The organism is Lysinibacillus sp. FN11, assembly GCF_024628845.1.
Classification (GTDB): Bacteria; Bacillota; Bacilli; order Bacillales_A; family Planococcaceae; genus Lysinibacillus; species Lysinibacillus capsici.
Genome location: NZ_CP102383.1, coordinates 4,726,498 through 4,752,452, shown reverse-complemented (window position 1 = coordinate 4,752,452; position 25,955 = coordinate 4,726,498). Strand labels below are relative to the sequence as shown.

The following is a 25,955-nucleotide window of genomic DNA, read 5'->3' as shown; positions in this document are numbered from 1 at the left end:
TAAAAAAATCCCCTCACTTTTAAAGTGAAGGGATTTTTTGTTTGATTACTCACCAAAAATTGTAACGATATCAGCTGCTTGTTTGCGTTCTTTGCCTTTTGGCACCTCATCAAAATAACCAACTTGTAGCATAGCAATGACACGCTCACCTGGCTGTACCTTTAAAGCTTCACGGAATTTTGGGTTATCTAGGAAGCCTGGTGTTTTCCAGCAAGAGCCTATGCCCCTATCCCATGCCAGTAACTGCATGTTTTGAATAAATGTACTTGCCGCTGCATAATCTTCTAAACGTTCTTTTTGACGCGCATCCTCTGGAACGATAACAAAGGCATAGCCACCTGGTAATGTAAATTTCAACATCTGCTTCGCTAAATCTTCGCTTGAAAGCTCCTGCCATTTAGGAATTGTTAAGTCCCGTAATAGCTGATGAAGGCTTGTTAATTCCTTTCCACAGGCAATAACTAATCGCCACGGCTCGCGATTACCATGGTTGGGAGCCCATACTGCATCGTCAATAATAGCCATTAAATCCTCACGTTCTACTGGCTGGCCATTAAACTTTTTAATGGAACGGCGTTGAATAATTGCATCTCTAACAGATAAAATTTGTTCGCTCATATATCAATTCTCCTTCTACCATAAGACAACATATTAGAGTTTATCTCTTCTATCTTTCACATTATCATATATTTGTATGCTTTAAAACTACCTGTTCCTAAGCAAAACTGTCATCTATATGATAGAAAAAGTAGGTCATGCTTGGTGTATAGGCGGTGGAATCCTCGTAAAAATAAGGTCTATTAATACTATCTGAGGTATGGGCATTCACATAAGGAATACCATTTTGAATACTTGTAACAATAACGGAGTGGTCAATTCTCCCATTCCCTTGAAAATCATAAAAAATGACATCTCCAAGCTCTAGTTCCTCTGCATATTGAACACGTCTTCCCTTCAATCCAGTTGTAGATCCTTCTAAATACCATCGTAATGAATGGGCAACAGACCAGCTAAAGCTCCAATTCCCTTGCTGAATCCACCAGCCTTTCTCTCTACTTGGTGCACCTCGCATCGGTGCCCCCCCTGCAAGTAAACACTGAGATATATAGTTTGTGCAATCTACATCAAAATTTGGAAAAGCAGGATTGCGTCTGTTCCACCACAAATTAGCATATTGAACTGCAGCCTGCCTATTATACATTTTTGCCATACCATAACCTCCTCATGCCATCATATGTCTATTTAAGCATTTCTATTAGTTAGGTCCTTCCTCATAATTCTTATTGAAATCCATTATATTCAGCATGTTCCTTTCCAATTTCAAGAACATTTTTGCTACAATAGGGTTTAAAGATATGTCAATTTTATTTTATGACCAGAAGGGATGTTGAATGTGAGGCAGCATGCTGAGAAAGAGATTTTACAGCCAACTCTTTTATGCGACAAAAAAGGTAATTTAAATCCAGCAGCCATCGGATTTGCACGCAAACCACTTATTAATAGCAATTTAAGCGGCCATCTCATGCGCAAAAAGAAATGGAACTATTGGTGTGTCTACGGTGATGAAATCTTGTTTTCAGCTACGATTAGTCATCTAGATTACGCAGCAGTCTGCTTCGTTTATTTCCTTGAATATGAAACACAGCGCTATTTTGAAAAAACGATCACAATCCCCTTCGGTGGTAAACTAAAAATGCCTACACAGGTTTTAGAATCTGTTTCATTTAAAAATAGTGAAATGATGATTGATTTATTATATATACAAAATGAAACACATCTATCTGTTTCCATACCAAACTTTGACGGAGATGTTTTACGAGCAAAGCTTATCATTCAGCACCCACCAGCTGACGAAACCCTAAATGTAGTCATTCCTTGGAATCGGAAAACATTTCAGTTCACAGGCAAGCATCACATATTGCCAACATCAGGTGTTGTCACAATTGGTACTCGACGGTTTAATTTCTCAGCTGAGGAGAATTTTGCTGTGTTGGATTATGGACGAGGTGTATGGCCACGTGAAGCATTATGGAATTGGGGAATGGCCTCTCAACGAGTACGCGGACGACGGATCGGGCTTAATTTAGGAGGTAAATGGACAGATGGCACAGGCATGACTGAAAATGCTGTTTTTGTTGATGGTAAAATGACAAAAATACATGAGGATTTATTATTTCACTATGATTCCGAAGATTATATGCAGCGTTGGAAAGTAAAAACTAAATTTTCCAATCAGGTCTCCTTAACCTTTTCACCCTTTTTTGAGCGTATAGCCCAAACGAATGCCAAACTAGTTAAATCAGAGGTACATCAGCTATTTGGCTATTACGATGGTTCTATTTTACTCGACAATGGTGAAACACTGGTTATTCAACAAATGCTCGGATGTATTGAGGAGCATCGTGCAAAATGGTAAAAACCCTCTAGAAGACGTTGCTTTCCGTGGGTATTTTGAAAATGCAAATGATTCCACGGAAGCTTTTGTCTCTTAGCTGTCCACTTCTTCTCTAACTAAGGGCTCTTACTATTTTTTCTGGATCATCTGTAAATATCGCCTGTACACCGAGCTCTTGTAAACGTCGAGCATCACGTTGTTCATTGACTGTATACACACGGACAGTTGCGCCTTCAGCGAGAGCTAGTTTAACTGATTTACGAAAGGAAGTTGGCAAACTTACATGTAACGCCTTAGCGGGTATAAGAGCAATGTAAGTTGGGAAATCCACCAGCACCTCTGCAAACAATGCTGCACTTTCTATATAGGGCGCTATTTTTGATATTGTTTGCAATGATTCATGATTGAAAGATGAAATGATCACTCGCTCTGTCATTTGCTGTGCTGCTACTTCTTTGAGCACGAGCGCTTCTATTCCTTCATAGGCAATAATGTCTGTTTTCAGTTCAATGTTGATACGGTGATTGGTACCTGCAAATAACTCCAACACTTCCCCTAACGTAGGAATTACTTCATCTCCGAACTCCCGTGAAAACCACGAACCAAAATCAAATGTACGTAATTGCTGTAATGTAAAGTCTTTTACATAGCCTGAGCCATTGGAGGTACGATCAATGGTCTCATCATGAATCACCACTACCTCTTTATCTGCGGTTAAATGAACATCTAGCTCTATCCCTGCTATAGGGAGCTTTGATGCTGCTTGAAAGGCAGCCATCGTATTTTCTGGATAGTTTATCGAAACACCTCTATGTGCAAATATGTCCAAATTCAATAACCTCCTCTATTATTATCAAAGAAAAACCTTCCAGCCCCATGTAATAGTAGCACAATTAACTTTTTGCTTTCACTTGCTGGTAAATATTATATATAGTAGTATGATAATCTACTTTGAAATTGTAAGTACCTAGGAGGTGCTAAAAAATGACTGTACAACATCCAGATTTTCAGGCTGAAGTAGAGCGGTTAGCGTATACCCAGGGCTATATGCAACAAATATTAGACGAATCACAACGAGATTTAAAATCTGCTCAAGAAAATATCCGTAAATCTATGGCCGATCTTGATTACTTAGATTCGAGTTTAAGTTATTTAAATATCTTAACAAATGCCAGATTTTTTGAAATGGCACGTAATCAAAAAGAAGGTCTAGAGGCCGTTCGCAAGAAGCCCTATTTCGCTAGAATCCATTTCCAAAAAACCGGTGACCCAGAAGAATTCCTTTATATTGGGAAGACATCACTATTTCATCGTGAAACCCATGAGCCCATTATTGTTGATTGGCGCTCACCCGTAGCTAATGTTTATTATGATGGACGTCTTGGTGACATGGAGTATGATGTCCGTGGTGAAGTTCATAAGGGACATCTCTATGCTAAAAGGCAATACAAGATCGAAAATGGCGAATTACTCGATATAAGAGATATTGATCTAACAACAAATGATGAACTACTCCAAGAAGCATTGGCTGGAAAAGCTGATGTTCGTCTAACTGAAATTGTTTCAACAATTCAAAAGGAACAAAATGAAATTATTCGAGCACATCTTCGTCAACCAATTATTGTGCAAGGTGCTGCTGGCAGTGGAAAAACAACCATTGCTCTACACAGAATATCCTATTTCCTTTATACAATGGGTGAACATTTTAATCCTGAACAGCTCATGATTTTAGCACCGAATAAGCTATTTATTGATTATATAGGCGATGTTTTACCAGAGCTTGGCGTCGATAAAATATGCCAAACTACTTTTACAGACTACGTTCTTTCTGCCACAAAGTTAAAGCTTAAGCTTCAAAATCCAAATGAGCAATTAGAGTTACTCGTTGCTGGAAGTAGTCATCAGCCTACTGCCTGGATTGCTGAAATGAAAGGCTCACTTTACTATCGCGATGTCATCGAACGCTACGTACAAAAGCTGGAACAAAAGTTCGCAGAGCAATTCGAAGATGTCTATATTGAAAAATACTGTATCATGCGTGCTTCCCACCTGAAGAAGCTGTTTTTATATGAATTTTCATATATGCCTATCGAAAAGCGACTTGAGCATATTAAAAAGGTCTTAGCAAGCCATGTACGTCAAAAAAAACAGGCTGTTTTAGCTACACTCCATAAAAAGTATGATGAGGCATTGGGTAAAGCCTTAAATGGAATTCGAGATGATGAAAAACGGCGACGTGTTGTCACAAAATTCATTGATGAGCGTGATGAACGAATTCCTGCCATTGAAAAAGAAACGAAGACAACGGCATCAGCTTATATGCGTCGCTTTCCAAAACATAATATTAAAACACTCTATCGTTCCCTTCTCACCGATGCAGAACTATTAGCAGAACTCGCCCCTGAATGGCATTACCTTGAACAGCAACAATTTTTGCAGGCACATCGTAAAGAACAATGGGCACTCGAAGATTTAGCTGCACTATACTATTTACAAGCACGTTTAAAAGGCATTGCAGATGAATGGAAGATGCGTGTTGTCTTTATCGATGAGGTCCAAGATTACAGTTTATTTCAGCTTGCTGCTTTAAAAGCAGGTCTTGATACAGATATGTTTACTATGGTCGGTGATTTAGCACAAGGTATCCATAGCTATCGCTCATTAACAGCCTGGGAGCCTGTCCAAAGCTTATTTCCTCGTGCAAGCTTCCGCACTTTGCAAAAAAGCTATCGAACAACAATTGAAATTATGGAAGTCGCGAATCAAATTCTAGCGCAAATGAATGAACAGCTACCTTTAGTAGAACCCGTTGTGCGTCACGGTAACGTACCAAGTTTTATTCAAGAGGAGCAATTCGATGCCTTCAAAATTAAAGAGATCTTTGAAGCCATTCGTCAAAATGGTCACCGATCCATCGCTTTAATTTGCAAAACTACTGCAGAAGCCATTACTATGCAACAGGCATTAAAAGATAATGACATTGCTTCACAACTACTAACAGAAAATGAATCTATTAATCAAGAAATGTTACTTGTTGTCCCAAGTCACTTAGCTAAGGGACTTGAATTTGATGCCGTCATTGTAGCTGCCTACGATACACCATTTTACGATACACCAATTGATCGAAAGCTACTTTATGTAGCTCTTACACGAGCTATGCACGAGCTATACTTAATCGGGCCATCCCAAAAGACATTTTTATTAGAAAATTAAAAAGTCGCTAAAAGGCGACTTTTTTCTTTGCATTATTAATTTCTTGGTGGTAACTTATAAAATTTTCCTTTGGATAAATAAGCTTTAACAACTTTCCACCATGAACTAGGGGCTTCCTTTGGAGGCGACTTCTTTTTTGGCAATGCTGGCATGCGCATGATCACGACTCCTTTCTTAAAGCTTATTAATATTATATGAAGATAGTAGGTGATTATGATAAAAAAGGGCGATGAGTTAATATTAAATACCACTCATCACCCTTTTTCTATTGTTTTACATAATAATCAATTTGCTGTGCTTTCATAAAGCCTGCTTTCTCATAGACAGAAAGTGCTTTTTTATTGTCTACTTCTACATCTAGCATGACAAACGCTGCACCAACCTTACTCGCATAATCCTTTGAAAAGGAAAGAAGGGCTGTCCCAATACCTTGTCCTTCACAATTTGGATGTACAGCAAGTGCTGTTACCCACTGGATTTCATTTTCCTTAGCTGTAGTCACTGTTCCAACAACTGCACCATCTCTGTAAGCAATCCAAAGCTCTCTTCCATTTGTTGATGTATTAAAAGCAATAAGCTCTTCTGATTCTTCAGGTAGATCCCCAAAAGCCTCACAATAAATAGTAATCAGTTCAGCTTGCTCTCCGTTATAGGCTTGAATATTTATATCATCTCGCAATGTAACGGGCTCTGCTTTTGTTTCTAGAGTCGTTTCTGAAAAACTATAGGTAAACCCTTTGTTTTCAATAAATGTGTGCCCATAAGGGGAACCATCAATTACTACAGCTAATTGACCCTCTGCCCCTCTTTCTTTTAGCCCTACTTGTATACCCTCAACTAACACAGTTCCAATACCCTTTTGTCGATATGCAGGTGTCACCACTAATGACCACTCATATGTATGAAGCCCCATTAAGTCGATAGCACTAGCAGCACCAACTAGTAAATCCTTATCATCCTCATATGCTAGTACCATAAAGCCTTTATTCTCGAAAGAGCTAGCCATTGGTACATTCATAATGGTTTCATATACTCGATAATCTTGAACTGTTGCTTCTTCACATAATAACTTTACTTCTTTCAATGTTTCTCCATCTAATGGAAAAGACACTGTCATCACTGAAATATTCATCATTTACTCCGTTCCTGTAACAGACTATTGCCCTATTGTAGCAAGAATGAAAATAAGCTGGCAACAAAATATATTAATACCCGCTATTAATCAGAATTTTACTTCAAATATTGGAAAAATAAAAGGATTTATACTATAAAAATTCAGTAAAATGACTGAAATTTACTAGAAATAATAGCTAAAAAATAATATACTAATTTTTCGAAAATAGAGATATTTATTCTGTTGCAACCTGTTACTTTTAAACTATATACCACTTCCTGATTTAATAAAAATTTTACTATCTATTCAAATTAATAACATTTTAATTCAATAAAAAAGAGCAACTTCAAATGAAATTACTCTTTTTCCATCTATTCCTCAAGATGGTGTGAGGATGAATGCAGCATTTGTGCATAAAGACCACCTGATTCGATTAGCTTTTGCTGAGGTCCAGCCTCCACTAATTCCCCTTTATGCATCACTAAGACCATATCGGCATTATGGACAGTATTTAAACGATGTGCGATCACAAAGCTGGTGCGCCCTTGCATTAACGTATCGAGTGCCTCTTGTATCGCCAGTTCTGTCACAGTATCGATACTGCTTGTCGCTTCATCCAATAGTAAAATTTTCGGATCAGCAATAAGTGCCCTTGCTATAGAAAGTAATTGCTTTTGGCCTTGGGAAATCTCGCGTCCATCCGCAGCAAGAATAGTATCATACCCATCCTTTAGTTTCATAATGAAATCATGTGCATTAGCTCGCTTGGCCGCTTCCTCAATCTCTGCATCACTCGCATCAAGTCTACCATATCGGATATTCTCGCGAACAGAAGCCTCAAACAAAAATGGATCCTGTAAGACAAAAGCCATCTGTGAACGAAGGGATTGTCGATCAATTTGCTGTACATTTATACCATCAAATAATACCTCTCCCTTTGAGACGTCATAAAATCTTGCAATAAGTTGAAGGATTGTCGTTTTACCAGCCCCAGTTGCACCAACAAGGGCTACCGTTTGACCAGGTTCCACTTTAAAGTTTACATTTTTTAGTGTGTACCCTTCTTCTTCTAGTTCATATTTAAAGTACACCTGTTTAAACGTTACATGTCCCAATAGTTGATGCTTTTGTGCTGACACATTTTCTGCCTCTGGTTGTTCATCAAGCAAGGCAAATACACGTTCTGCACCAGCAATAGCTGACAGTACCGTATTAAACTGGTTTGCTAAATCATTTAAAGGACGTGTAAATTGTCGTGCATATTCAGTGAATATAACAATTACCCCTATCGATACATGTCCATATAACGCAAGGACTCCTCCTACACCTGCTACAATGGTAAAGCTCATATTATTTAAGAAGTTCATAACTTTAGGAATATAACCTGAGTATGTCTGTGCCCAAAAACCAGTTCTTTTTAAGCGCAAACTTTTTTCACGAAATTCTGTTTTCATTCGCTCCTCTTGTGAAAATGCCTTCACAATCCGCTGTCCTGAAATTGTTTCTTCTATCATCCCATTTAAAGCGCCAATAGCTGCCTGCTGTTCTTTAAACAGCGGTGCTGTACGACGTGTAATCCATCGCATCGCCCAAAACATCATTGGAATAATGATCATCGTCAGAACTGTCAGCAATGGGCTTAAACTGAGCATAATAATGACGGTTCCCCCAAGCGTAAGTACACTTGAAAATACCTGAATAAAGGAACTGTTCAATGTTGAGCTGACAGCTTCAATATCATTCGTCATTCTACTCATCAATTCGCCATGCTGACGACGATCAAAGAATGCCACTGGCAGTCTTTGAAAATGAGTGAATACACTTGTCCTTAATCTATAGATCGTTTGCTGGGCGATGCCAATCATCCAATAGTTTTGTAGGAAAAGTGAAACGGCTAATAACACATAAATACCAATTAATAAGCCAATCCCCTTACCTAAGCCTGAAAGCTTGCCATGCATAACATAGTGATCAATCATTTGACCGATTACATAAGGGCCAACTAAAGCTAGTATGGAGCTAATCATCACTAATAAGAGCACCACAATGAGCAGTGCACGTTGTTCGTCGACAATTTTCCATAACCGCAGCAATGTACTTTTCCAATCAGCTGCACGTGGCCCCTTCTTTTTCTTCACAGCCTGTTTCAGATCATCTTTTGTCAAAAGCGGTTCATAGCCAAAAGGTTTCTGGAAAAATCCCATTTTAATCCTCCACCTCCTGTTGAGAGATAGCTATTTTTTTATAAAGCGAGGAAGTCTCTAATAGCTCTTCATGTGTACCATAAGCAACTACTTTTCCAGCATCAATCAGTAGAATGCGATCCGCACCTTTAGCTGTACGTATTTTTTGCGTCACAACAAGCATCGTTGCTTTTTCGTCACTCAGTGCCTCCCACAAAGACTGTTCAGTTTTAACATCTAAAGCACTGGTGCTATCATCAAGCATTAAAATATGTCCTTTTCTCAAAAGAGCTCTAGCTATAGATAACCTCTGTTTTTGCCCCCCCGATAAATTAACACCTTTTTGCCCAACCTTTGTATCATAACCATTTGGAAAATCTTCAACAGATGCATGAATTTGCGCTTGCATTGTAGCCTGTAATACAGCATCCATTTTAGCCTGTGTATCTCCCCAACGCACATTATCTGCAATACTTCCTGTAAATAACAATGACTGCTGAGGGACATAGCCAATCACTTCCCGCAACTCTTGTAAATCCCAATGTTGAACATCCTGACCTTCCACAAGTATTCGGCCTTGCGTTACTTCATAGAACCGAGGAATGAGCTGTAATAATGTTGATTTCCCTGCACCAGTTGCCCCCATGATCGCTAGTTTCTCGCCAGACTTAACTTGAAAGCTTACATCTGACAGAACAGGAACATCTCCTCCTGGATAAGTAAAACTAACATGGTCAAAGGTTAATTCTCCATATTGTGTTGCATGATCTACTTCTTCTAAAAGGGACGTATCTTCAACCTCATTTTCAATGGAAAGGATTTCAGCCATACGTTCTGCAGATGCCTTCGCACGTGCATAGAAGATAATAATAAAAGCGAACATTGAAAATGAGCCTGTCATACGCATTGCATAATTCACAATAGCCACAATATCACCAAGTGGCGTTGTTCCTGTAGCAATTTGTTTTGTACCAAACCATAAAACTGCTAGCAGGCTCATATTCATAATGAACAAAAGAACAGGCATAATATATTCCATTATGCGTAAGGCCTTCACAGTATCAACCTTTAACCGTGATGCAACTTCATCAAAGCGTGTAGCTTCATATGCCCCTCTTAAGTAAGCCTTTACTAATCGTATCGCCTGTAAATTCTCCTGTAAAACTCTGTTTAAACGATCCACCCTCTTTTGTACACGCCCAAAATAAGTCACACCTTTTGCCACCATAAAAAGAAGAAAAATAAAAATGATGGGTGCACCTATAACTAAAAATAATGCTAATTTCGGATTTACGACAAAAGCCATAATAATGCTTCCTATCACAGCAAGTGGCGCTCGAAGCATTATACGCAAGCTCATAAACAGCACCGTTTGTACTTGTGTGACATCATTTGTTAATCGAGTAATAAGCGATGCAGTGGAGAATTTTTGATAGGTTGCTAGCGTAAAGGATTGAATCCTAGCAAACATGGCATTTCGAAGATCATACGAAAAGCTTTGAGCTGTATGGGAAGAAAAATAAGAATTGATAATGCCCGCCAGAAAGGCAACGAAAGATAGCCCAAGTAAAACAGCCCCCCATTGCAAAACCATTCCTTGATTTTGTGCCCTTACTCCCTCGTCGATTATTTTTGCCATAATGAGTGGCTGCACAAGCTCAACAAATAACTCTAAAAGCATTAAACATAAAGCAAAAATAGCTGTCCATTTATATGGCTTTACATAGGAAAAAACTTCTTTCATATTCTTTCCCCCTTGTTGGTAGATAAAATTTAAAGATAGTCAAAAACTACTAACACTATAGTATATTTATGCTTTCTCTCCCGCTATTGAAAGCCACGTTACACAAACAAGCATAACGAATACTCCTATTAGTTGCCAAAAACCTAAAGAAGTACCGAAAATAATAACAGAAATAACCATTGCTGTTAATGGCTCAATACTAGAAAGAATGCTCGTTTCAACTGCTGTAATGTATTTCATGCTACTTAAAAATAATATAAAAGCTACTGTTCCAAAAAATATTAAAGCAACTAATAACATTAAAATTTTAAAATCTACTAGAACAACCCATTGAGTGGACTGCTGCCAAACACGGCTTACTAAGCCTAAAGTGAAGCCACCCACCAGCATCCCCCAGCCCACTACTAAAAGCACACTCCACTCCTTCATTAAGCGTGCAGGATACAAGGTGTAAAATGCAAATGTTAAGCCTACTCCTATTCCCCATAACAAGGCTTTTGAACTAATAAGCAAACTTTCAAATGATGCATTCGTTAGTAACAGAAATAACCCTATAAGGGTACCAATAATACCTAACACTTGATATTTTGGTGGCCATTTCTTTAAACTAAGAGAGACATACGCGACAACAAATATTGGCGCTAAAAACTGTAGTAAGGTAGCAAGCACAGCATTACTTTCATTAATTGCAGCAACAAATGCAAATTGTACACCAAGCATACCTGCAATACCAAAAACGATGAGTTGCCTCCCCCATAGCTTGTGCTGCCAAATTCCAAAAATATTTTTTCCTGTTAACAATAAATATGTAAGTAGTAATATACCTGCAACCGATAAACGAATTGTTAACATAAAGGATACTGTCAAAGGTGTATGATTAAGCAACCACTCCATTAAAGGGCCAGTTGCTCCCCATAACATAGCACCTGAGACGATAAATATTATTCCTTTTAAACGTTTCATACCAATCCTGCTTCCTATATACGTACTAAAAATTGTTACTTTTCTTCAAATCATTTCTTGTATTTCACTAGAAAAGTCCTATTATTTTTTACTATCAAATATTTACAAATATATTCATAATGACTAATTCCCGATTATTATCTATAATATTAGTATATATTGATTACCCAAGGAGATCGAATAATCATGAGTCATATGCATAAATCATTTACGATTGATGAACATTATTTAAATTCACTTCCTTTTCCTGCAATTATCATTAATCAAGATGGACAAGCAACAGTCTGGGGAAAGAATGCTGAACATCTGATTGGCTTATTAGCTAATGATATTAAAGGAAATACTACTCCATCTATACACGAAAATCTACTGCGTCAGCTTCCTGTCGAAACATTTCAATCTATTTTACAAAATGAGGACAGTACGTATCTAGAAAAAATTCAAGTACACACAACTTCAAATGTAGAAATAACAACCGCTCTGCTAGCTAAACCTTTTACAGATGAGGGAGAGCGTTTTATTCTATTGATTTTTATGCTACCAGAATTAATGACGCAGGCTATCTCTCAATGCAATACCTTTGTAAATCTTAAGCAAGGTTTAGATGCGACCTTTATGACTGTTACACTCGATCACGATGGATTTATCTTGGAATGTAATAATGAATTTCTAAAAACAAGCCAATGGACACCAAAGCGTGTTATCGGCAAAACCTTTTGGCAACTGTTCCCTGATAATGAAGTGAGTGAAAAAATAACACATACGATCTGGCGTAATTTAAATAATGGTCATACATGGCAGGGAGAAGTTGAAAAAATCACAAAAACGGGGCAATCCTATTGGGTGCTACTAACGGCTATCCCCCTCGTTAATCTTGAAACAAATGAACAACAATTTATCCTAATTGAAAAGGATGTAACGAAATCAAAAACGATTCAACACCAACTTGAAAAAATTGCTTACATCGATACAGAAACTGGTTTGATGAATGCACATCGACTTGAAAAAGTAATCACCAATATGATTGACGATGAGAGACACTTTTCATTTGTTTATCTAAGTATTGATAAATTTTATACACTTAAAGAATTACATGATCAACAAATCGATCAAAGCCTGATTGTTGAATTTACAAATCGTATAAAAATGTATTTCCAAGATAGCACGATGGCTCGTATAAATGAAAATGATTTTGTTGTCATCACGCCTTTAAGTGAATGGTTTATTCAAGGCTTTTTATCTTACTTACAACAACATCCGATTTATAGCGACAATATTGCTGTACCAATTTCTATTAGTGGCGGCATAACTAGATATCCTGAGGATCAATCAACATTCTCACAGCTTATGAAGGCATCCATTGCTACTATTTCAACAGTACGTGAGGCTGGCGGAGATAAAATTGTTTCTTTATCAACAGCAACACATAAAGCTTTAAATCGTAAAGCATTAATTGAAAAGCGCTTACTCCAAGCACTTGACCAAAAGAACTTGAAGGTACTCTATCAGCCACAAATCGACGTGTATTCTGGAAAAGTTACTGCTGTTGAAGCACTTGTACGTTGGGAAGATGAGGTAATAGGTGTCGTAACGCCTGATGAGTTAATTCCTATCGCTGAAGAAACAGGTTTAATTAATAATATTGGGTCCTTCATGCTGGAAAAGGCTTGTGAACAAGCCTTACTTTGGAAAAAGGCAGGCTATGATTTAAAAGTATCTATTAACTCTTCTGTACGCGAATTCCGTGATAAGAATATGGCAAAATCTATACTTGAAATGATTACAAAAACAGGTTGTCCAGCGAACCTATTACAAATTGAGATTACTGAAAAATTTGCTTTAGAAGCTGAAGCCGCAACGTCTATTGCACAGCAAATGCGTAAGCTTGAAAACGAAGGCATTTCCTTTGTTTTAGATGATTTCGGTACTGGCTACGGCTCATTTAGATATATGCAAATTTTACCAATAAGTACATTAAAAATCGATCAAACGTTTACAAATTCACTCTTGAAATCCGAAAAGAGCCAAAAGCTTATGAATGGTATGGTACAACTAGGTAAATCCATGGAATTGAAAGTAGTCGCTGAAGGTGTAGAAACAGCTGAACAAGCAGATCTATTAATCACTTACGGCTGCGATGCCATTCAGGGCTATTATATTAGCAAACCTGTTACACCTGAAGAGATTGAACTATTACTGACTAAACAATAATAAATGAAGAAGGAGGCTGCGTTTATTTTACACGCAGCCTCCTTCTATTTTTTATAAACCTTTTGTAATTTTACTTTACTTGAACGAACTGAGCGGAATATGAGTTGAATAATTACTTCTGCAAAAACTAGTCCAATCACAATAGCACCTGTAATTAAAAATGCCTTTAAGCCATATTGCAGGCCTTGTAAGTAATCATCTTCTACCACATTTCTCATTGCATTATAAGCCATGCCCCCTGGCACTAATGGTATAATTCCACCAACAATGAAAATAATCATGGGTATTTTAAAGCGTCGGGCATATAAATGAGCAACAATGGCAATAACAAATGAGCCAAAGAAAGAAGCTTTGACAACATCCATCCCTTGCTCTGTTAGAACATAGTATATAATCCAGCCAATTACTCCAACGAGTCCGCAATGAAGTAGTGTTTTTCTAGGAACATTAAAAATAATGGCAATCCCAGCTGTCGCAAAAAAACTAACTATTAATTGTATAATAATGTCCATCATCTGCATTTTGTCCGCCTCCTAAAATCCTAGTGTGACGGCAATTGCTGCACCAATAGCAAAGGCTGTTAAAAAGGCCTCTGCTCCCTTTGCCATCCCTGACATAAAATGACCTGCCATTAAATCACGAACAGCATTTGTAATCAAGATACCTGGTACGAGTGGCATGACGGAACTAATAATAATTTTATCAAGTTCAGTACCATAACCATACTTTACTGCAAAGAAGGCAACAAAGCCGAGGACGAGTGATGCTGTAAATTCAGAAAAAAACTTTACCCTTGTTAAATGATTAATGATTACAAGTACTAGGAAACCTAGCCCGCCTGCTAAAAAAGCTATCGGAAAATCCGACCATCCACCCTTAAACATAATAAGGAAACAACCACTAGCAAGCGCAGCTGCCAAAACTTGCAAATAAGTTGGTAAAAAATAATTTGTTTTTTGTATCGACTTTAACTCGTCATAAGCTTCTTCTAATGTTATGATTTGAGATGTGAGTCTACGAGATACTGAATTTACCAAGGCGATTTTTTGCAAATCTGTAACCCTACTGGGAATTGATGTAATTCTTGTTGGCTGTGTCTTGCCTAACGAAAAAATGATGCCAGTTGGTGTGGCATAACATTGAGCATTTGGCATATTTTGAGAATGTGCCATACGCAGCATCGTATCCTCTACGCGGTATGTTTCTGCACCACTTTCAATCATAATGCGTCCTGCAAGCAACAAACAGTCAATCGTAAGTTCATTATCCGCATCTTGTAAGACCATTGCAGCTATCTGCCTCCTTCAAAAGGTTCCTTGCCAATATTAACGAACTGCCAATAAAAACTCAACTGAAAATTTTTCATAAGCAATGGATTATCTTTCAATTTATTTTTACAGTTACACTAATATTACGCATGTGTTTTTTCTATTTTAGTAGGTATTTTACAACCTCTTAAATAGAAGTACAACTACAATTAATTCGCTGATTCTTGAAGAAAAAGTGATCTTAATAAATTTCCACAAAGATACATAAAAAGATTCTAGATTTGTATAACTTTTTTAATGACTGGCACGTCTGATTGTATAGAAAATAAAAAAGAGGGGAGCGTATCCAAAACCATGCAGGAACGCAGAAAAAGACGCGGTCCAATAATTGATTTCTTATTACTAAGCCTTATTGTGACCTTAACAACTATTATACTTTTTATTATCCTTTCAAAGGATGACTTCAAGTTTCAAAAGATTAGTGCTTCAAAAGAATCCGAGACGGAATCGGTGAATAGTCATTTATCGACCGAAAGTTCTGCGTTTCCAGGCATACGTATTGTTACAGACGTTTCAAATGACAAACGAACACCATTTGCTATTCATTACCCGCAAACAGATAACGAGGTTTTTAATGATGCCGTATTACAGTACATATCGGATTCAAAAGAAAACTATCTAACATCGATGAAGAAAAATAAAGATAAAGAAGCTATGGGTGAATTAAATATTAGTCTTGAAACTTTTCCATACCGAGAGCATTACTATTCCTTTGTGCTAACAAAAATGCTATATGTAGGTGGAGCAAATCACGAAGTCTCCACAAAAACATTCTTCATTAACAACGAAACGGGCGAACAAGTTACGATCCAAACGCTCTTACAAAATGATGAGAATAACTTATCTACGTTGGCTGTAAACGTCCGAAAAGATTTGCAAAAAAACCTCCAATTAAAGGATGAGCTTTTCAACGATGAATTATTAAAAGCTACAGAACCAAAATGGTCTAACTTCAATCGCTTTGCTATTGTTGACGATTCATTACAAATCTATTTCGATGAATATGAGATTGCTAGTGGAGCAGCAGGTACCCCAATAGTGAAACTACCCCTTTCGCTTATTAACCCATTGTTAGCCTCCGAATTTCAAATCGCAATGGAAAATGTAAAACCCATTAATCCACCACCAACTGGTGATCCGAATAAAAAACGTATTGCTTTAACATTTGATGATGGTCCACATCCAAAAGTGACGGAGCAAATTTTAAATATTCTTGATAAGTATCACGCAAAGGCTACTTTCTTCATGCTCGGTAGTCGTGTACAATACTATCCTGACATCGTAAAGGATGTTCTTGCGCGCGGTCATGAAATTGGAAACCATTCGTGGAACCACCCTGTCTTAACAAAGCTTACGCAGGAACAAGTGATGAAAGAATATAACACTACTGCCACTGAAATTGAGAAGGCAATCAATCAAGGTGCCACAGTTTTTAGACCACCATACGGTGCAACTAATGACACCATTAATGCTGAGATTCCTATCCCTGTAGTGCTATGGTCAATCGACACATTGGATTGGAAACATCGAAATGCACAGCAGCTATTGCCACACGTGAAAAATAATTTACACAATAATGCCATTGTCTTAATGCATGATATTCATCAATCTACTGCAGACGGACTTGACGCTGTTCTCTCATATTTACAAGAGCAGGGCTATGAATTTGTGACTGTATCCGAAATACTGCCATATCGCCAATAGTATTTACAAAGAAAAGTCCAATGAATTTCGATATTCATTGGACTTTTCTTTTTGTTGAAAAAAGATGATGTCAACGGTAGAAAAAGCAACTTTGCAAGGTGAGAGGTTGATTTCCGTTCCGCCAGCGTCCTTTACAGGGGGCGTCCGATGAGCCGCTTCACTCACTTACGTTCACTCCAGGGTCTCATCTGTGACGCTACCCCTAGGAGTGACGCTGGCTCCACTCCAATGAACCATTCTGCAAAAGACTTTCCTTTTCAAAGTAGCATAGTGATCAAATAGCCCATTATCTGTATTCTTAGCGTGAATAAACTCTTATTTTCAATGCAGAGAAGTGATGGGTGACAACATCTCTTCATAAAGAATAATGAACACCTTCACTATCGTTGAAAACCGTTGCTAAAAAGATAACAGGATTAGAGTAGAAGGCTACTTGATACCTTTCAATTGACTGTTTCGTTTTTCTTATTATTTTATTGTTAATGTATCTAAAGGCTTGAAGTCACTTAACTGATAGCTCTTTACTTCGTTACGTGCTATTGTATATAGCGTATCATCTATATAGACAACGCGTTGTACAACCCGCTCCCAACTTTCATAGGACTCATTATTATTACGATTGATTATATTTCCTTTCAATACAATTCCTTTCTCTGCAGTAATCTCATAAATTTGAGCACCATGACCTTGATAGACAACTTCGTCTCCCTTACCTGCCTCATACAGTACTACAGGGAAGCCAAAATAGTTGAATTCCTTATTGCGGAATAGCGCTTTAGGATTGTATTGCACTTCAGAGGAAGAACCTTTCCCACCAATTTTTACGGTTGATTGCTCTTTCGGATTTCGGAAGTCTGATACATCGAATAGGGACATCTTCATATTGGTTGTCACAGTAAAATTACGTTTCGTATACGAATCATAGCGTTGCTCCGTATCATAACCAATACCAATTAAATGCGTATCATCTAATGGATGCAGGTAATTACTGAAGCCAGGAATCTTCAATTCCCCTAGTACAGCAGGCTTTTTCGGATTCGCTACATCAATGACAAATAGTGGATCCACTTGTTTAAATGTCACCACATATGCTTTTTCTCCCATAAATCTAGCTGAATATATCTTTTCTCCAGGCGCCATATCTTTTACTGAACCAAGCGTTTTCAAATGTTCATCCAAAATAAAGAGATGGTTATAGGAAGTACTTTTCTCATTCCACGTATTACCTTCTGTTGTAAAGATTCGGAAGTTCCCCTTATATTCATCCATTGAATACTGATTTAACACAGTTCCCTTTACTTCCGTACTTCCGACAAAGTTCAAAGTCGTTCCATCTACATTCCACTTGAAAATTTGAGTGTCGGCTGACCTCGGTAACCAAATCATATCCATGTCGCGCTTTTCTGATGAAACATCAATATTACTTTCATACATTGGTGTCGTTAAATACAGGGCATTCTCTGACATATAAAGACCACTACTTCCACCTAAGTACCCTTTCGTATTGGCCGTTGTCTTAGCTCCATTTTTTAAATCGACAGCTGTAATTAAACTATAGGTACCATCCATCGTATTTGGTAAGATTGAGATTTTTTCTAAAGGCAGACTTTTGTACTCTGTTCCTGCTATACTATCAAATGTTTTAGGCTTTAAATCGGTTTTCTTGTCTTCTTGTAGCATCCAGTAATTAGGATACATATTACCAATTAAATATAATGTATCTTTTGTTATGCGAATATCCTGCAAGAAGCCTTCCTGCCCAACATCACGTACATGCTTTGGATTGCTTGGATTGGAAATATCATAAATTGAGGCTGTTACCATAGCTGTGCCTGCTTTTTCAATATATTGATCCCCGATAGCAATTAATAGATTATCATATAGCGCAAGCTTAGAGATATATTGGGAATCTTTTAATTTGATACTTGTAGCCATCTTTAAATTATTAGGATCTTTAGCATTCACAACTGTAATGCTCTGATCTTTTGCAGTGTAAATAAAGCCATCTTTTACAATAACAATGTCTCCCTCTTCTACCCCCTCTACTTGATTATTAGTTGTAGATTCATTATTAGCAGTTGCTTTATCTTCACTTGCCGCACTTTGTAAGCTCTCGTCTTCTCTAATTTCTACTCTTTGAGTTGTCAACAACTTTTTAAAATAGTGCTGTAACTCTTTCTCCGTTTTAACGGCTGTTAATGTCTCAATAATTGTAAATGGAATTGTCTGTGAAGCTACATTCAGACCGCCTTGTGCAAAGGCCTCCTTTTTTACATGCAATTGATAATTACCTGGTGCTAACTTTTTCACCACTATCGTTTTTTGATCTTCCAACAATTCAATTGTTGCAGGTACTTTGCGTCCTTTTTCCGTAGTGATATAGACATATTCCTCAGTTATTTTGTTTTTCTTTAAAGCAACTGAAAAAGATGCTTGCCAGTTTTGTGTTGCCATACTTGCGCTAGCCGCCTTTGCCGTCACATCTGTATTCACTATCCATGTAAAAATTCCAGGCACGATAGCTAGAACAATTATCAGCATAATTGCGAACCATTTACTTTTCATCATTTTTCCTCTCCTTCATATACTTGTTTATTAATTAGACTAGTAAAAAAGAGGAAAGTTACATTTTTCTGAAATTTTCTAAGTTAAGGCACTACAAAAAACGAGAGGGAAACACTTCCCTCTCGTTTATTCTTCAAATGGCCATTTAGGCAACATATTTTTTAAAGGCTTATCTTGGCGTCTTCCCAATACATAATCCGCCTGCATAATAGTATGAATTTCGCGAGTCCCTTCATAAATAACTGGTGCTTTGGAGTTTCTTAAATAACGGGCAACTGGATACTCGTCTGAATAGCCATAGGCTCCATGAATCTGTACCGCATCATCCGCAGCCTTATTGGCAAAATCACAAGATTGCCATTTTGCCAATGATGTCTCTCGAGTATTTCGAACACCTTTATTTTTCAATTCTCCTACACGATAGACAAGGAGACGACTCATTTGATAGCCTGCTTCCATATTAGCTATCATTCGTCCTACAAGCTGGTGCTCACCAATAGGTTTGCCAAATGTTTCCCGTTCATGGCAGTACTTCACACTAGCCTCTATGCAAGCTTGGATCAAACCAACAGCACCTGCCGCTACTGTAAATCGACCATTATCTAGCGCAGACATGGCAATTTTGAAGCCCTCGCCCTCTTCACCTAGTCGGTTTTCAATTGGCACGCGTAAATCTTCAAAAAAGAGCTCACCTGTATTACCAGCACGAATACCATATTTTCCTTTAATCGCTTTAGATGTAAAGCCAGCCATGGAACGTTCTACAATAAACGCACTAATCCCATGATGTTTCTTCGATTTGTCAGTATAGGCAAATACGATAAAGTGGTCTGCAATATCACATAAGGAGATCCACGTTTTTTGCCCATTGAGGATATAATGATTACCATCACGTACAGCAGTTGTTGACATGGCAGCTACATCAGACCCAGCCCCTGGCTCTGTGAGACCAAAAGCTCCAATTCGTACACCTTTAGCTTGTGGAACAAGGTATCGCTGCTTTTGCTCTTCAGTCCCCCACTGCATTAGGGTCATGCTATTTAAACCTGTATGGACAGATACGGCTGTGCGAAATGCCGTATCTCCCCGTTCAAGCTCCTCACATACGATAGCAAGTGCATTATAATCCATGCCACTACCTCCGTATTGTTCAGGAACACAAACCCCCATTAAGCCAAGCTCAGCCAGTCTGGACCAAATCTTAGCATCAAAGCCACCTTCAGCATCCCATTTCGCAATATAGGGAATGATTTCCTCATCAACAAACTGTCTTACTGTTTTTCTTAGCATTTCCTGCTCAGTGGACATTTCAAAGTTCATGGTTAGCACCTACCATTTCACAATCATAGCAGACTTGTGTGATGTCTCTTTAATGACCACACCTCGTTTAGCCATCTCTTCAATATACGTATCACCTGGCACGATTGCTTCAGGCGGGAATACACCATGCTCTGTAATAGCACCGGCACCAATCATTTGAGCAACAACTGATATCGTATTAGCGGTAGCACGTGCCATAGCTGTTTCATTAATTGTCATGTCTTTCCGTACAACCATTTCATATTCATATGTCACCTGCTGTTGGGCCTTTTCACCCGCTACAATAACACGTAACAATACAGCATCAGGTTTTGTGCCCAATTCAAGTTTCTTTTTGAGTGCCTCTCGTACAACTGCACGAACAGGCACTTCTTGATTATCCACTTCTACCTTATTCGCAGAATCAAGGAAGCCTAAGTCTGCTAAAAGTTTAAATTTCTCAGCATGGCCTTTATAACGGATGGTTTTATATTCTAATGTGCGGACATTCGGGAATGTCTTATACAATGTGGAGATACCACCAGATGTATAAAATGCCTCAAGCACACCGAAATCATCAAAATAAATAGGTTCAACGCCTGATAGGGATGGAACTTCTTCAAGCTTGCCCTTCTGAATCGTTTTTGAAGGCTCAGTATAATGATCGAATACGCCATCTAAAGAAAATACGCGTGTATAATGAAGCGGAGGTTTTGGCTCAGTTGGAATACCACCAACAAATAGTTTAATAGATTCTACTTCATCTAATTTTGAAGCACCATAGCCCGCAAGAATATTGACCATGCCGGGAGCAACACCTAAATCAGGGATAATTGTAACACCCTTCGCCTTTGCTTCCTCATGTAAATCTAATATCTTCTCTGTAACGCCACCAATATGACCACCTAAATCAACAGAATGGACACCTGCCTCAATAGCTGCTCTTGCTACTCGTTCATTGAACGAATAAAACAATGCATTGACGGCAACATCACCCTTCGAAATAACGTTCATTAATGAATCGTCACGTTCTGCGTGTAGCTCTACCACTTCTACCTTATTTGTATCTAGCGTATCTACAAAGTCCTGTGCAACTTTCACGTCGATATCACCTAAATACACACGCTCCACTTTATCGTTTTTTATTAAATCACGAGCTACCTCTTTCCCCATTAAACCTGCACCTAATACAACAACTTTCATCAAGAACATCCCCTTTCGTTGATCTGTTACTCTGTATCGATTTGTGCTCTTTGTAATTTACCGCTGTAGTCTACATAAATACTTTTCCACTCTGTGTATACATCTAGGGCTGCTACACCTGAATCACGGTGCCCATTTCCTGTCCCTTTAGTACCTCCAAATGGCAAATGGATTTCAGCACCTGTTGTGCCAGCATTTACATAAACGATACCTGTGTCTAAATCACGTTGTGCGCGGAAAATTGTATTGACATCCTGTGAGAATATTGAGCTAGATAAGCCAAATTTCACACCATTATTTACTTCAATTGCTTCTTCCAAACTTGCCACTTCAATTAGAGATACGACTGGACCAAAGATTTCTTCTTGGGCAATAATCATGTCAGGCTTCACATTCGTAAACAATGTTGGCTCATAATAGAACCCCTTATCATAAGGTGGTTCATTTAGTATCCTGCCACCTGCTAATAATGTAGCACCCTCTTGTTTACCTATTTGTACATAGTGATTAATTTTTTCCAATGCTGCTTTATTAATCACTGGCCCGATTTTTACTCTCTCGTCTAGACCATCCCCAATTGTGAGCTTTTGCATTTCATCTAAGAGACGTTTCTCTAATTGTTCTTTTACATCTTTATGCACAATGACTCGGCTACATGCTGTACACCTTTGCCCAGCAGTACCAAATGCGCTCCATAAAATCCCTTCTGTAGCTAGCTGTAAATCAGCATCATTCATGACAATAACAGCATTTTTGCCACCCATCTCTAAAGAAACCTTTTTCAAATGCTTCCCGCCAAGCTCAGCTACTTTACTGCCGGTTGTTGTAGAACCTGTAAACGAAATAACCTTGACGTCAGGGTGTTCAATTAATGCTGTGCCAACTGTAGGTCCTGTACCAAATACGATATTAGCAACACCATCTGGTAAGCCTACTTCCTCAAAAATTTTACCCATTTCATAGGCCATCATTGGAGTCTCATTAGACGGTTTCCAAATGAATGTATTCCCTGCAACAATGGCAGGAAATGACTTCCACGTGGCGATAGCAACAGGGAAATTCCAAGGTGTAATGAGTGCTACAACGCCTATAGGTGCCCTTACACTCATAGCAAATTTATTGGCAAGCTCAGACGGTGTTGTTTCACCAAATAATCTACGTCCTTCACCAGCCATATAGTATGCCATATCAATTCCTTCTTGGACTTCTCCTCTAGCCTCTTCAATGACCTTGCCCATCTCTTTTGTTAAAACGGTCGCCAAATGTTCTTTTTTCTCTTTCATTTTTTGACCGATGGCATATAAATAATCTGCACGTTTTGGTGCTGGTATAAGTGCCCAGCTCTTTTGTGCTTGTTTAGCAACAGCTACAGCCTCGCCTACCTCATTCGAAGTAGAACGTGGAATGGTAGCAAGCTGCTCACCGTTTGCAGGGTTCGTCACTGCTATACTTTGTAAATGTGAATGTGTGATCCATTTACCACCGATATAGTTTTTAATCTCCACTACATACACCCCCTGAAATACTCTATGATGCCTCAGCTGTTGTACCAGTCGTATCCCATAGGTATAAGTCTATGAATTTAACCAGAATCCATTTCGCCTTTGGATAATTGCGTCCGAAACAGTGGAATGTGCTTGCACGTTGCACTATTCGTGACAGTTACCAGTGGCTTTATCTCCATACAATCAATAATTGCTCCCACCAAAAGAATAAATGTCTCATTAGGAATCTTGGAGTGAATGGAGATAAAATATGTCAAAATTCCGAATTTTCAATATACACCACACCCTGTAATACTAGCATTTCCATAATAATCGGTGACAACTGCCAGAGGCTTTATTTCCACTTAACTTCCTTACCTCAATATAAAGGATGACTTCTAATTTTAGAAGCCTCTTAAGGTTATGTATATTCACAATACCCTTAGTTAAATGAAAATAAATAATACACATTCTAGTTTTTTATATTCGACATTTTCTAACTAATTCCCTTTTTTTCTAAAATATTTAATTTTCTATTGAAACCAATGTAGCTTATAATCGTATACAATACCATTAAATTTATTTTTGGAGGAATCCCTTTATGAATAATCATGAAATTGACTACAAGTTATTTGGTGACGACATGCAATATGTGCAAGTTGAGCTTGACCCTCAGGAAACAGTGGTTGCAGAAGCAGGAGCGTTAATGATGATGGATGATTCGATCCATATGGAAACTATTTTTGGTGACGGCTCACGAGGTGGCTCACAAAGTGGTCTAATGGGTAAATTATTAGGTGCCGGAAAACGCCTAATAACAGGTGAGAGCTTATTCATGACAACATTCACAAACGTTGGCTCAGGTAAGAAGCATGTTTATTTCGCATCACCATACCCAGGGAAGATTATTCCGATGGATTTAAGCCAATTAAACGGTAAAATTATCTGTCAAAAAGATGCATTCTTAGCTGCTGCTAAAGGGGTCTCTGTTGGCGTTGAATTTCAGAAAAAAATTGGAGTAGGCTTCTTCGGTGGTGAAGGCTTCATTATGCAAAAGCTAGAAGGTGACGGCATGGCGTTTGTTCATGCAGGAGGAGCCATTCACGAAAAAACATTACAACCAGGTGAAGTTTTACGTGTGGATACAGGATGTCTTGTAGCAATGACATCCAATGTGGATTACGATATTGAAATGGTTGGAGGCGTAAAAACAGCCCTGTTTGGAGGCGAAGGAATCTTCTTTGCTACATTACGTGGCCCTGGAACAGTGTGGGTACAATCATTACCATTTAGCCGTTTAGCCAGTCGTGTCTTTGCAGCTGCACCTATTTCGCAAGGTGGAGGCGGTCAATCTAAAGGTGAAGGCGGTATCGGCGGCTTATTCGATTTATTCAATAGATAAAAAAATGGAGCATATCTTTCACCGATATGCTCCTCTTTTTAATCAATTCGATTGGATATTGCCTTTCCTTGTCCATAAGCAGTCAAGGCTTTTACATTTAACATTAGCATAGCCGTTCTCGTTTCTAATGATGCGCTACCGATATGTGGCAGAGCTACTACATTTGGAAGTGTTAATAAAGGATGATCCATCGCAATCGGCTCTTGTTCAAACACATCTAGTCCTGCAGCCCAAAGCTTCCCATTTTTCAGAACATCGTACAGCGCATCCTCATCAATAATTCCACCACGTGAGGCATTAATTAATACCGCATCTTCTTTCATCAAAGCAAGTTCCTTTGCACCAATAAGTCCTTCCGTATCACTATTATAAGGTGTCATAATCACAACAAAATCAGATTTCTTTAATAGATCCTCCAGCGAAACATACTGGAAGCCATACATTTCTTCTGCTTCATGACGACGTCTGCGATTATTATACAAGATTTTCATATCAAACCCTTTTGCTCTTCTAGCAACGGCTTGGCCAATTCTCCCCATGCCAATAATGCCAATTGTAGCTCCTGAAACATCCTTGCCAACCAGTTGCATTGGATACCAGCTTTTCCAGTTACCCTCACGTAAATATCTTTCACTTTCTGGAATTCTACGAGCAGTTGCAAGCAGTAAGCCAAATACTAAATCAGCAGTTGTATTAGTTAGAACACCAGGCGTATTTGTCGCCATAATGCCTCGTTTTTTTAAAGCCTTCACATCGATATTATTATATCCAACTGCTAAATTCGTCACTAATTTTAAGTTGGGTGCATGCGAAAGTAATTCTTCATCTACTTGATCGGCTATCGTTACCCACAGTACCTCACAGTCAGCGACAGCTGCTAGCAATTTTTCACGTGGAATCACAATTTCTTCCTCATCCCATTGTGAGATTTCATAAAATTCCTGTAGCAGTTCAACAATATGTGTAGGAAACTTACGTGTTATAAATAATTTCTTTTTCATGCTCCAAACACCCCTCTACTCAATTCCCTAATTCGCCTATAGCGTAACACTTAAAACAAGCATTTTCTAGGGTTTTGTAATCTTCCTCTTTCTATAAAATTTGTTATTAGCTAATTCATCAGCCTATTAGTTGATTTATCCGTAAA

20 protein-coding genes are annotated in these 25,955 nt (G+C 38.3%); 5 read left to right on the top strand and 15 right to left on the bottom strand.

Translation table 11 applies throughout. The annotated features are described in order from the left end of the window. Positions 1 to 45: 45 nt before the first annotated feature. Positions 46 to 618, bottom strand: coding sequence for a nitroreductase family protein (locus tag NP781_RS24745; protein WP_221679095.1), 573 nt, complete (start codon positions 616 to 618; stop codon positions 46 to 48). A 97-nt stretch (positions 619 to 715) separates the two neighbouring features. Further along, on the bottom strand, positions 716 to 1,210 hold the full coding sequence (locus NP781_RS24740) for an amidase domain-containing protein (RefSeq protein ID WP_004229655.1): 495 nt from the start codon (positions 1,208 to 1,210) through the stop codon (positions 716 to 718). A gap of 183 nt (positions 1,211 to 1,393) precedes the next feature. Here NP781_RS24740 and NP781_RS24735 point away from each other — a divergent pair, with 183 nt between their 5' ends. After that, a complete protein-coding gene (locus NP781_RS24735) occupies positions 1,394 to 2,416 on the top strand; it encodes a DUF2804 domain-containing protein (RefSeq protein ID WP_004229659.1) in 1,023 nt (340 codons plus the stop codon). 91 nt (positions 2,417 to 2,507) lie between these two features. On the opposite strand, the gene NP781_RS24730 is transcribed toward NP781_RS24735, so the two are convergent. Further along, positions 2,508 to 3,224 carry a glycerophosphodiester phosphodiesterase gene (locus tag NP781_RS24730; protein ID WP_257521055.1) on the bottom strand — a complete coding sequence of 239 codons (717 nt, stop codon included), beginning with the start codon at positions 3,222 to 3,224 and terminating at the stop codon, positions 2,508 to 2,510. Between the two features lie 155 nt (positions 3,225 to 3,379). Here NP781_RS24730 and helD point away from each other — a divergent pair, with 155 nt between their 5' ends. Beyond that, positions 3,380 to 5,608, top strand: coding sequence for an RNA polymerase recycling motor HelD (gene helD, locus NP781_RS24725; RefSeq protein WP_257521054.1), 2,229 nt, complete (start codon positions 3,380 to 3,382; stop codon positions 5,606 to 5,608). A gap of 265 nt (positions 5,609 to 5,873) precedes the next feature. On the opposite strand, the gene NP781_RS24720 is transcribed toward helD, so the two are convergent. The 4 genes from NP781_RS24720 to NP781_RS24705 form a co-directional block, all read right to left on the bottom strand. Then, positions 5,874 to 6,743 carry a GNAT family N-acetyltransferase gene (locus NP781_RS24720; RefSeq protein ID WP_257521053.1) on the bottom strand — a complete coding sequence of 290 codons (870 nt, stop codon included), beginning with the start codon at positions 6,741 to 6,743 and terminating at the stop codon, positions 5,874 to 5,876. A 350-nt stretch (positions 6,744 to 7,093) separates the two neighbouring features. Continuing rightward, entirely contained in the window at positions 7,094 to 8,926 is a 1,833-nt protein-coding gene (locus NP781_RS24715; RefSeq protein WP_257521052.1) for an ABC transporter ATP-binding protein, read from the bottom strand. A 1-nt stretch (position 8,927) separates the two neighbouring features. Beyond that, entirely contained in the window at positions 8,928 to 10,649 is a 1,722-nt protein-coding gene (locus tag NP781_RS24710; RefSeq protein WP_221679091.1) for an ABC transporter ATP-binding protein, read from the bottom strand. 66 nt (positions 10,650 to 10,715) lie between these two features. Further along, positions 10,716 to 11,612: a DMT family transporter gene (locus NP781_RS24705; protein WP_221679090.1), complete on the bottom strand. Its 897-nt coding sequence runs from the start codon at positions 11,610 to 11,612 to the stop codon at positions 10,716 to 10,718. A 186-nt stretch (positions 11,613 to 11,798) separates the two neighbouring features. On the opposite strand from NP781_RS24705, the gene NP781_RS24700 reads away from it, so the two are divergent. Then, on the top strand, positions 11,799 to 13,823 hold the full coding sequence (locus tag NP781_RS24700) for a GGDEF domain-containing phosphodiesterase (protein WP_221679089.1): 2,025 nt from the start codon (positions 11,799 to 11,801) through the stop codon (positions 13,821 to 13,823). A gap of 44 nt (positions 13,824 to 13,867) precedes the next feature. On the opposite strand, the gene NP781_RS24695 is transcribed toward NP781_RS24700, so the two are convergent. Together NP781_RS24695 and NP781_RS24690 are read right to left on the bottom strand one after the other, a co-directional pair. After that, positions 13,868 to 14,344, bottom strand: a complete 477-nt coding sequence (locus tag NP781_RS24695) for a threonine/serine exporter family protein (RefSeq protein ID WP_081010948.1) — start codon at positions 14,342 to 14,344, stop codon at positions 13,868 to 13,870. A gap of 12 nt (positions 14,345 to 14,356) precedes the next feature. Continuing rightward, positions 14,357 to 15,109 carry a threonine/serine exporter family protein gene (locus NP781_RS24690; RefSeq protein WP_009371811.1) on the bottom strand — a complete coding sequence of 251 codons (753 nt, stop codon included), beginning with the start codon at positions 15,107 to 15,109 and terminating at the stop codon, positions 14,357 to 14,359. A 336-nt stretch (positions 15,110 to 15,445) separates the two neighbouring features. On the opposite strand from NP781_RS24690, the gene NP781_RS24685 reads away from it, so the two are divergent. Next, positions 15,446 to 16,855: a polysaccharide deacetylase family protein gene (locus tag NP781_RS24685; RefSeq protein WP_257521050.1), complete on the top strand. Its 1,410-nt coding sequence runs from the start codon at positions 15,446 to 15,448 to the stop codon at positions 16,853 to 16,855. Positions 16,856 to 16,858: 3 nt separating this feature from the next. Here the strand turns inward: NP781_RS24685 and NP781_RS24680 are convergent, their stop codons facing one another. The 5 genes from NP781_RS24680 to NP781_RS24660 form a co-directional block, all read right to left on the bottom strand. Beyond that, positions 16,859 to 17,020, bottom strand: a complete 162-nt coding sequence (locus NP781_RS24680) for a hypothetical protein (RefSeq protein ID WP_257521049.1) — start codon at positions 17,018 to 17,020, stop codon at positions 16,859 to 16,861. A gap of 303 nt (positions 17,021 to 17,323) precedes the next feature. Next, the gene (locus tag NP781_RS24675) at positions 17,324 to 19,423 is read right to left on the bottom strand and encodes a beta-propeller domain-containing protein (protein WP_257521048.1); all 2,100 of its coding nucleotides are present in this window, start codon (positions 19,421 to 19,423) and stop codon (positions 17,324 to 17,326) included. Between the two features lie 123 nt (positions 19,424 to 19,546). Then, the gene (locus tag NP781_RS24670; RefSeq protein WP_257521047.1) at positions 19,547 to 20,740 is read right to left on the bottom strand and encodes an acyl-CoA dehydrogenase family protein; all 1,194 of its coding nucleotides are present in this window, start codon (positions 20,738 to 20,740) and stop codon (positions 19,547 to 19,549) included. A gap of 9 nt (positions 20,741 to 20,749) precedes the next feature. Then, entirely contained in the window at positions 20,750 to 21,922 is a 1,173-nt protein-coding gene (locus NP781_RS24665) for a saccharopine dehydrogenase family protein (RefSeq protein ID WP_004229703.1), read from the bottom strand. Positions 21,923 to 21,948: 26 nt separating this feature from the next. Continuing rightward, on the bottom strand, positions 21,949 to 23,427 hold the full coding sequence (locus NP781_RS24660) for an aldehyde dehydrogenase family protein (RefSeq protein ID WP_257521046.1): 1,479 nt from the start codon (positions 23,425 to 23,427) through the stop codon (positions 21,949 to 21,951). Between the two features lie 580 nt (positions 23,428 to 24,007). On the opposite strand from NP781_RS24660, the gene NP781_RS24655 reads away from it, so the two are divergent. Beyond that, the gene (locus NP781_RS24655) at positions 24,008 to 24,808 is read left to right on the top strand and encodes a TIGR00266 family protein (RefSeq protein WP_004229711.1); all 801 of its coding nucleotides are present in this window, start codon (positions 24,008 to 24,010) and stop codon (positions 24,806 to 24,808) included. A 38-nt stretch (positions 24,809 to 24,846) separates the two neighbouring features. On the opposite strand, the gene NP781_RS24650 is transcribed toward NP781_RS24655, so the two are convergent. Then, on the bottom strand, positions 24,847 to 25,809 hold the full coding sequence (locus tag NP781_RS24650; protein WP_221679082.1) for a 2-hydroxyacid dehydrogenase: 963 nt from the start codon (positions 25,807 to 25,809) through the stop codon (positions 24,847 to 24,849). Positions 25,810 to 25,955: the final 146 nt, after the last annotated feature.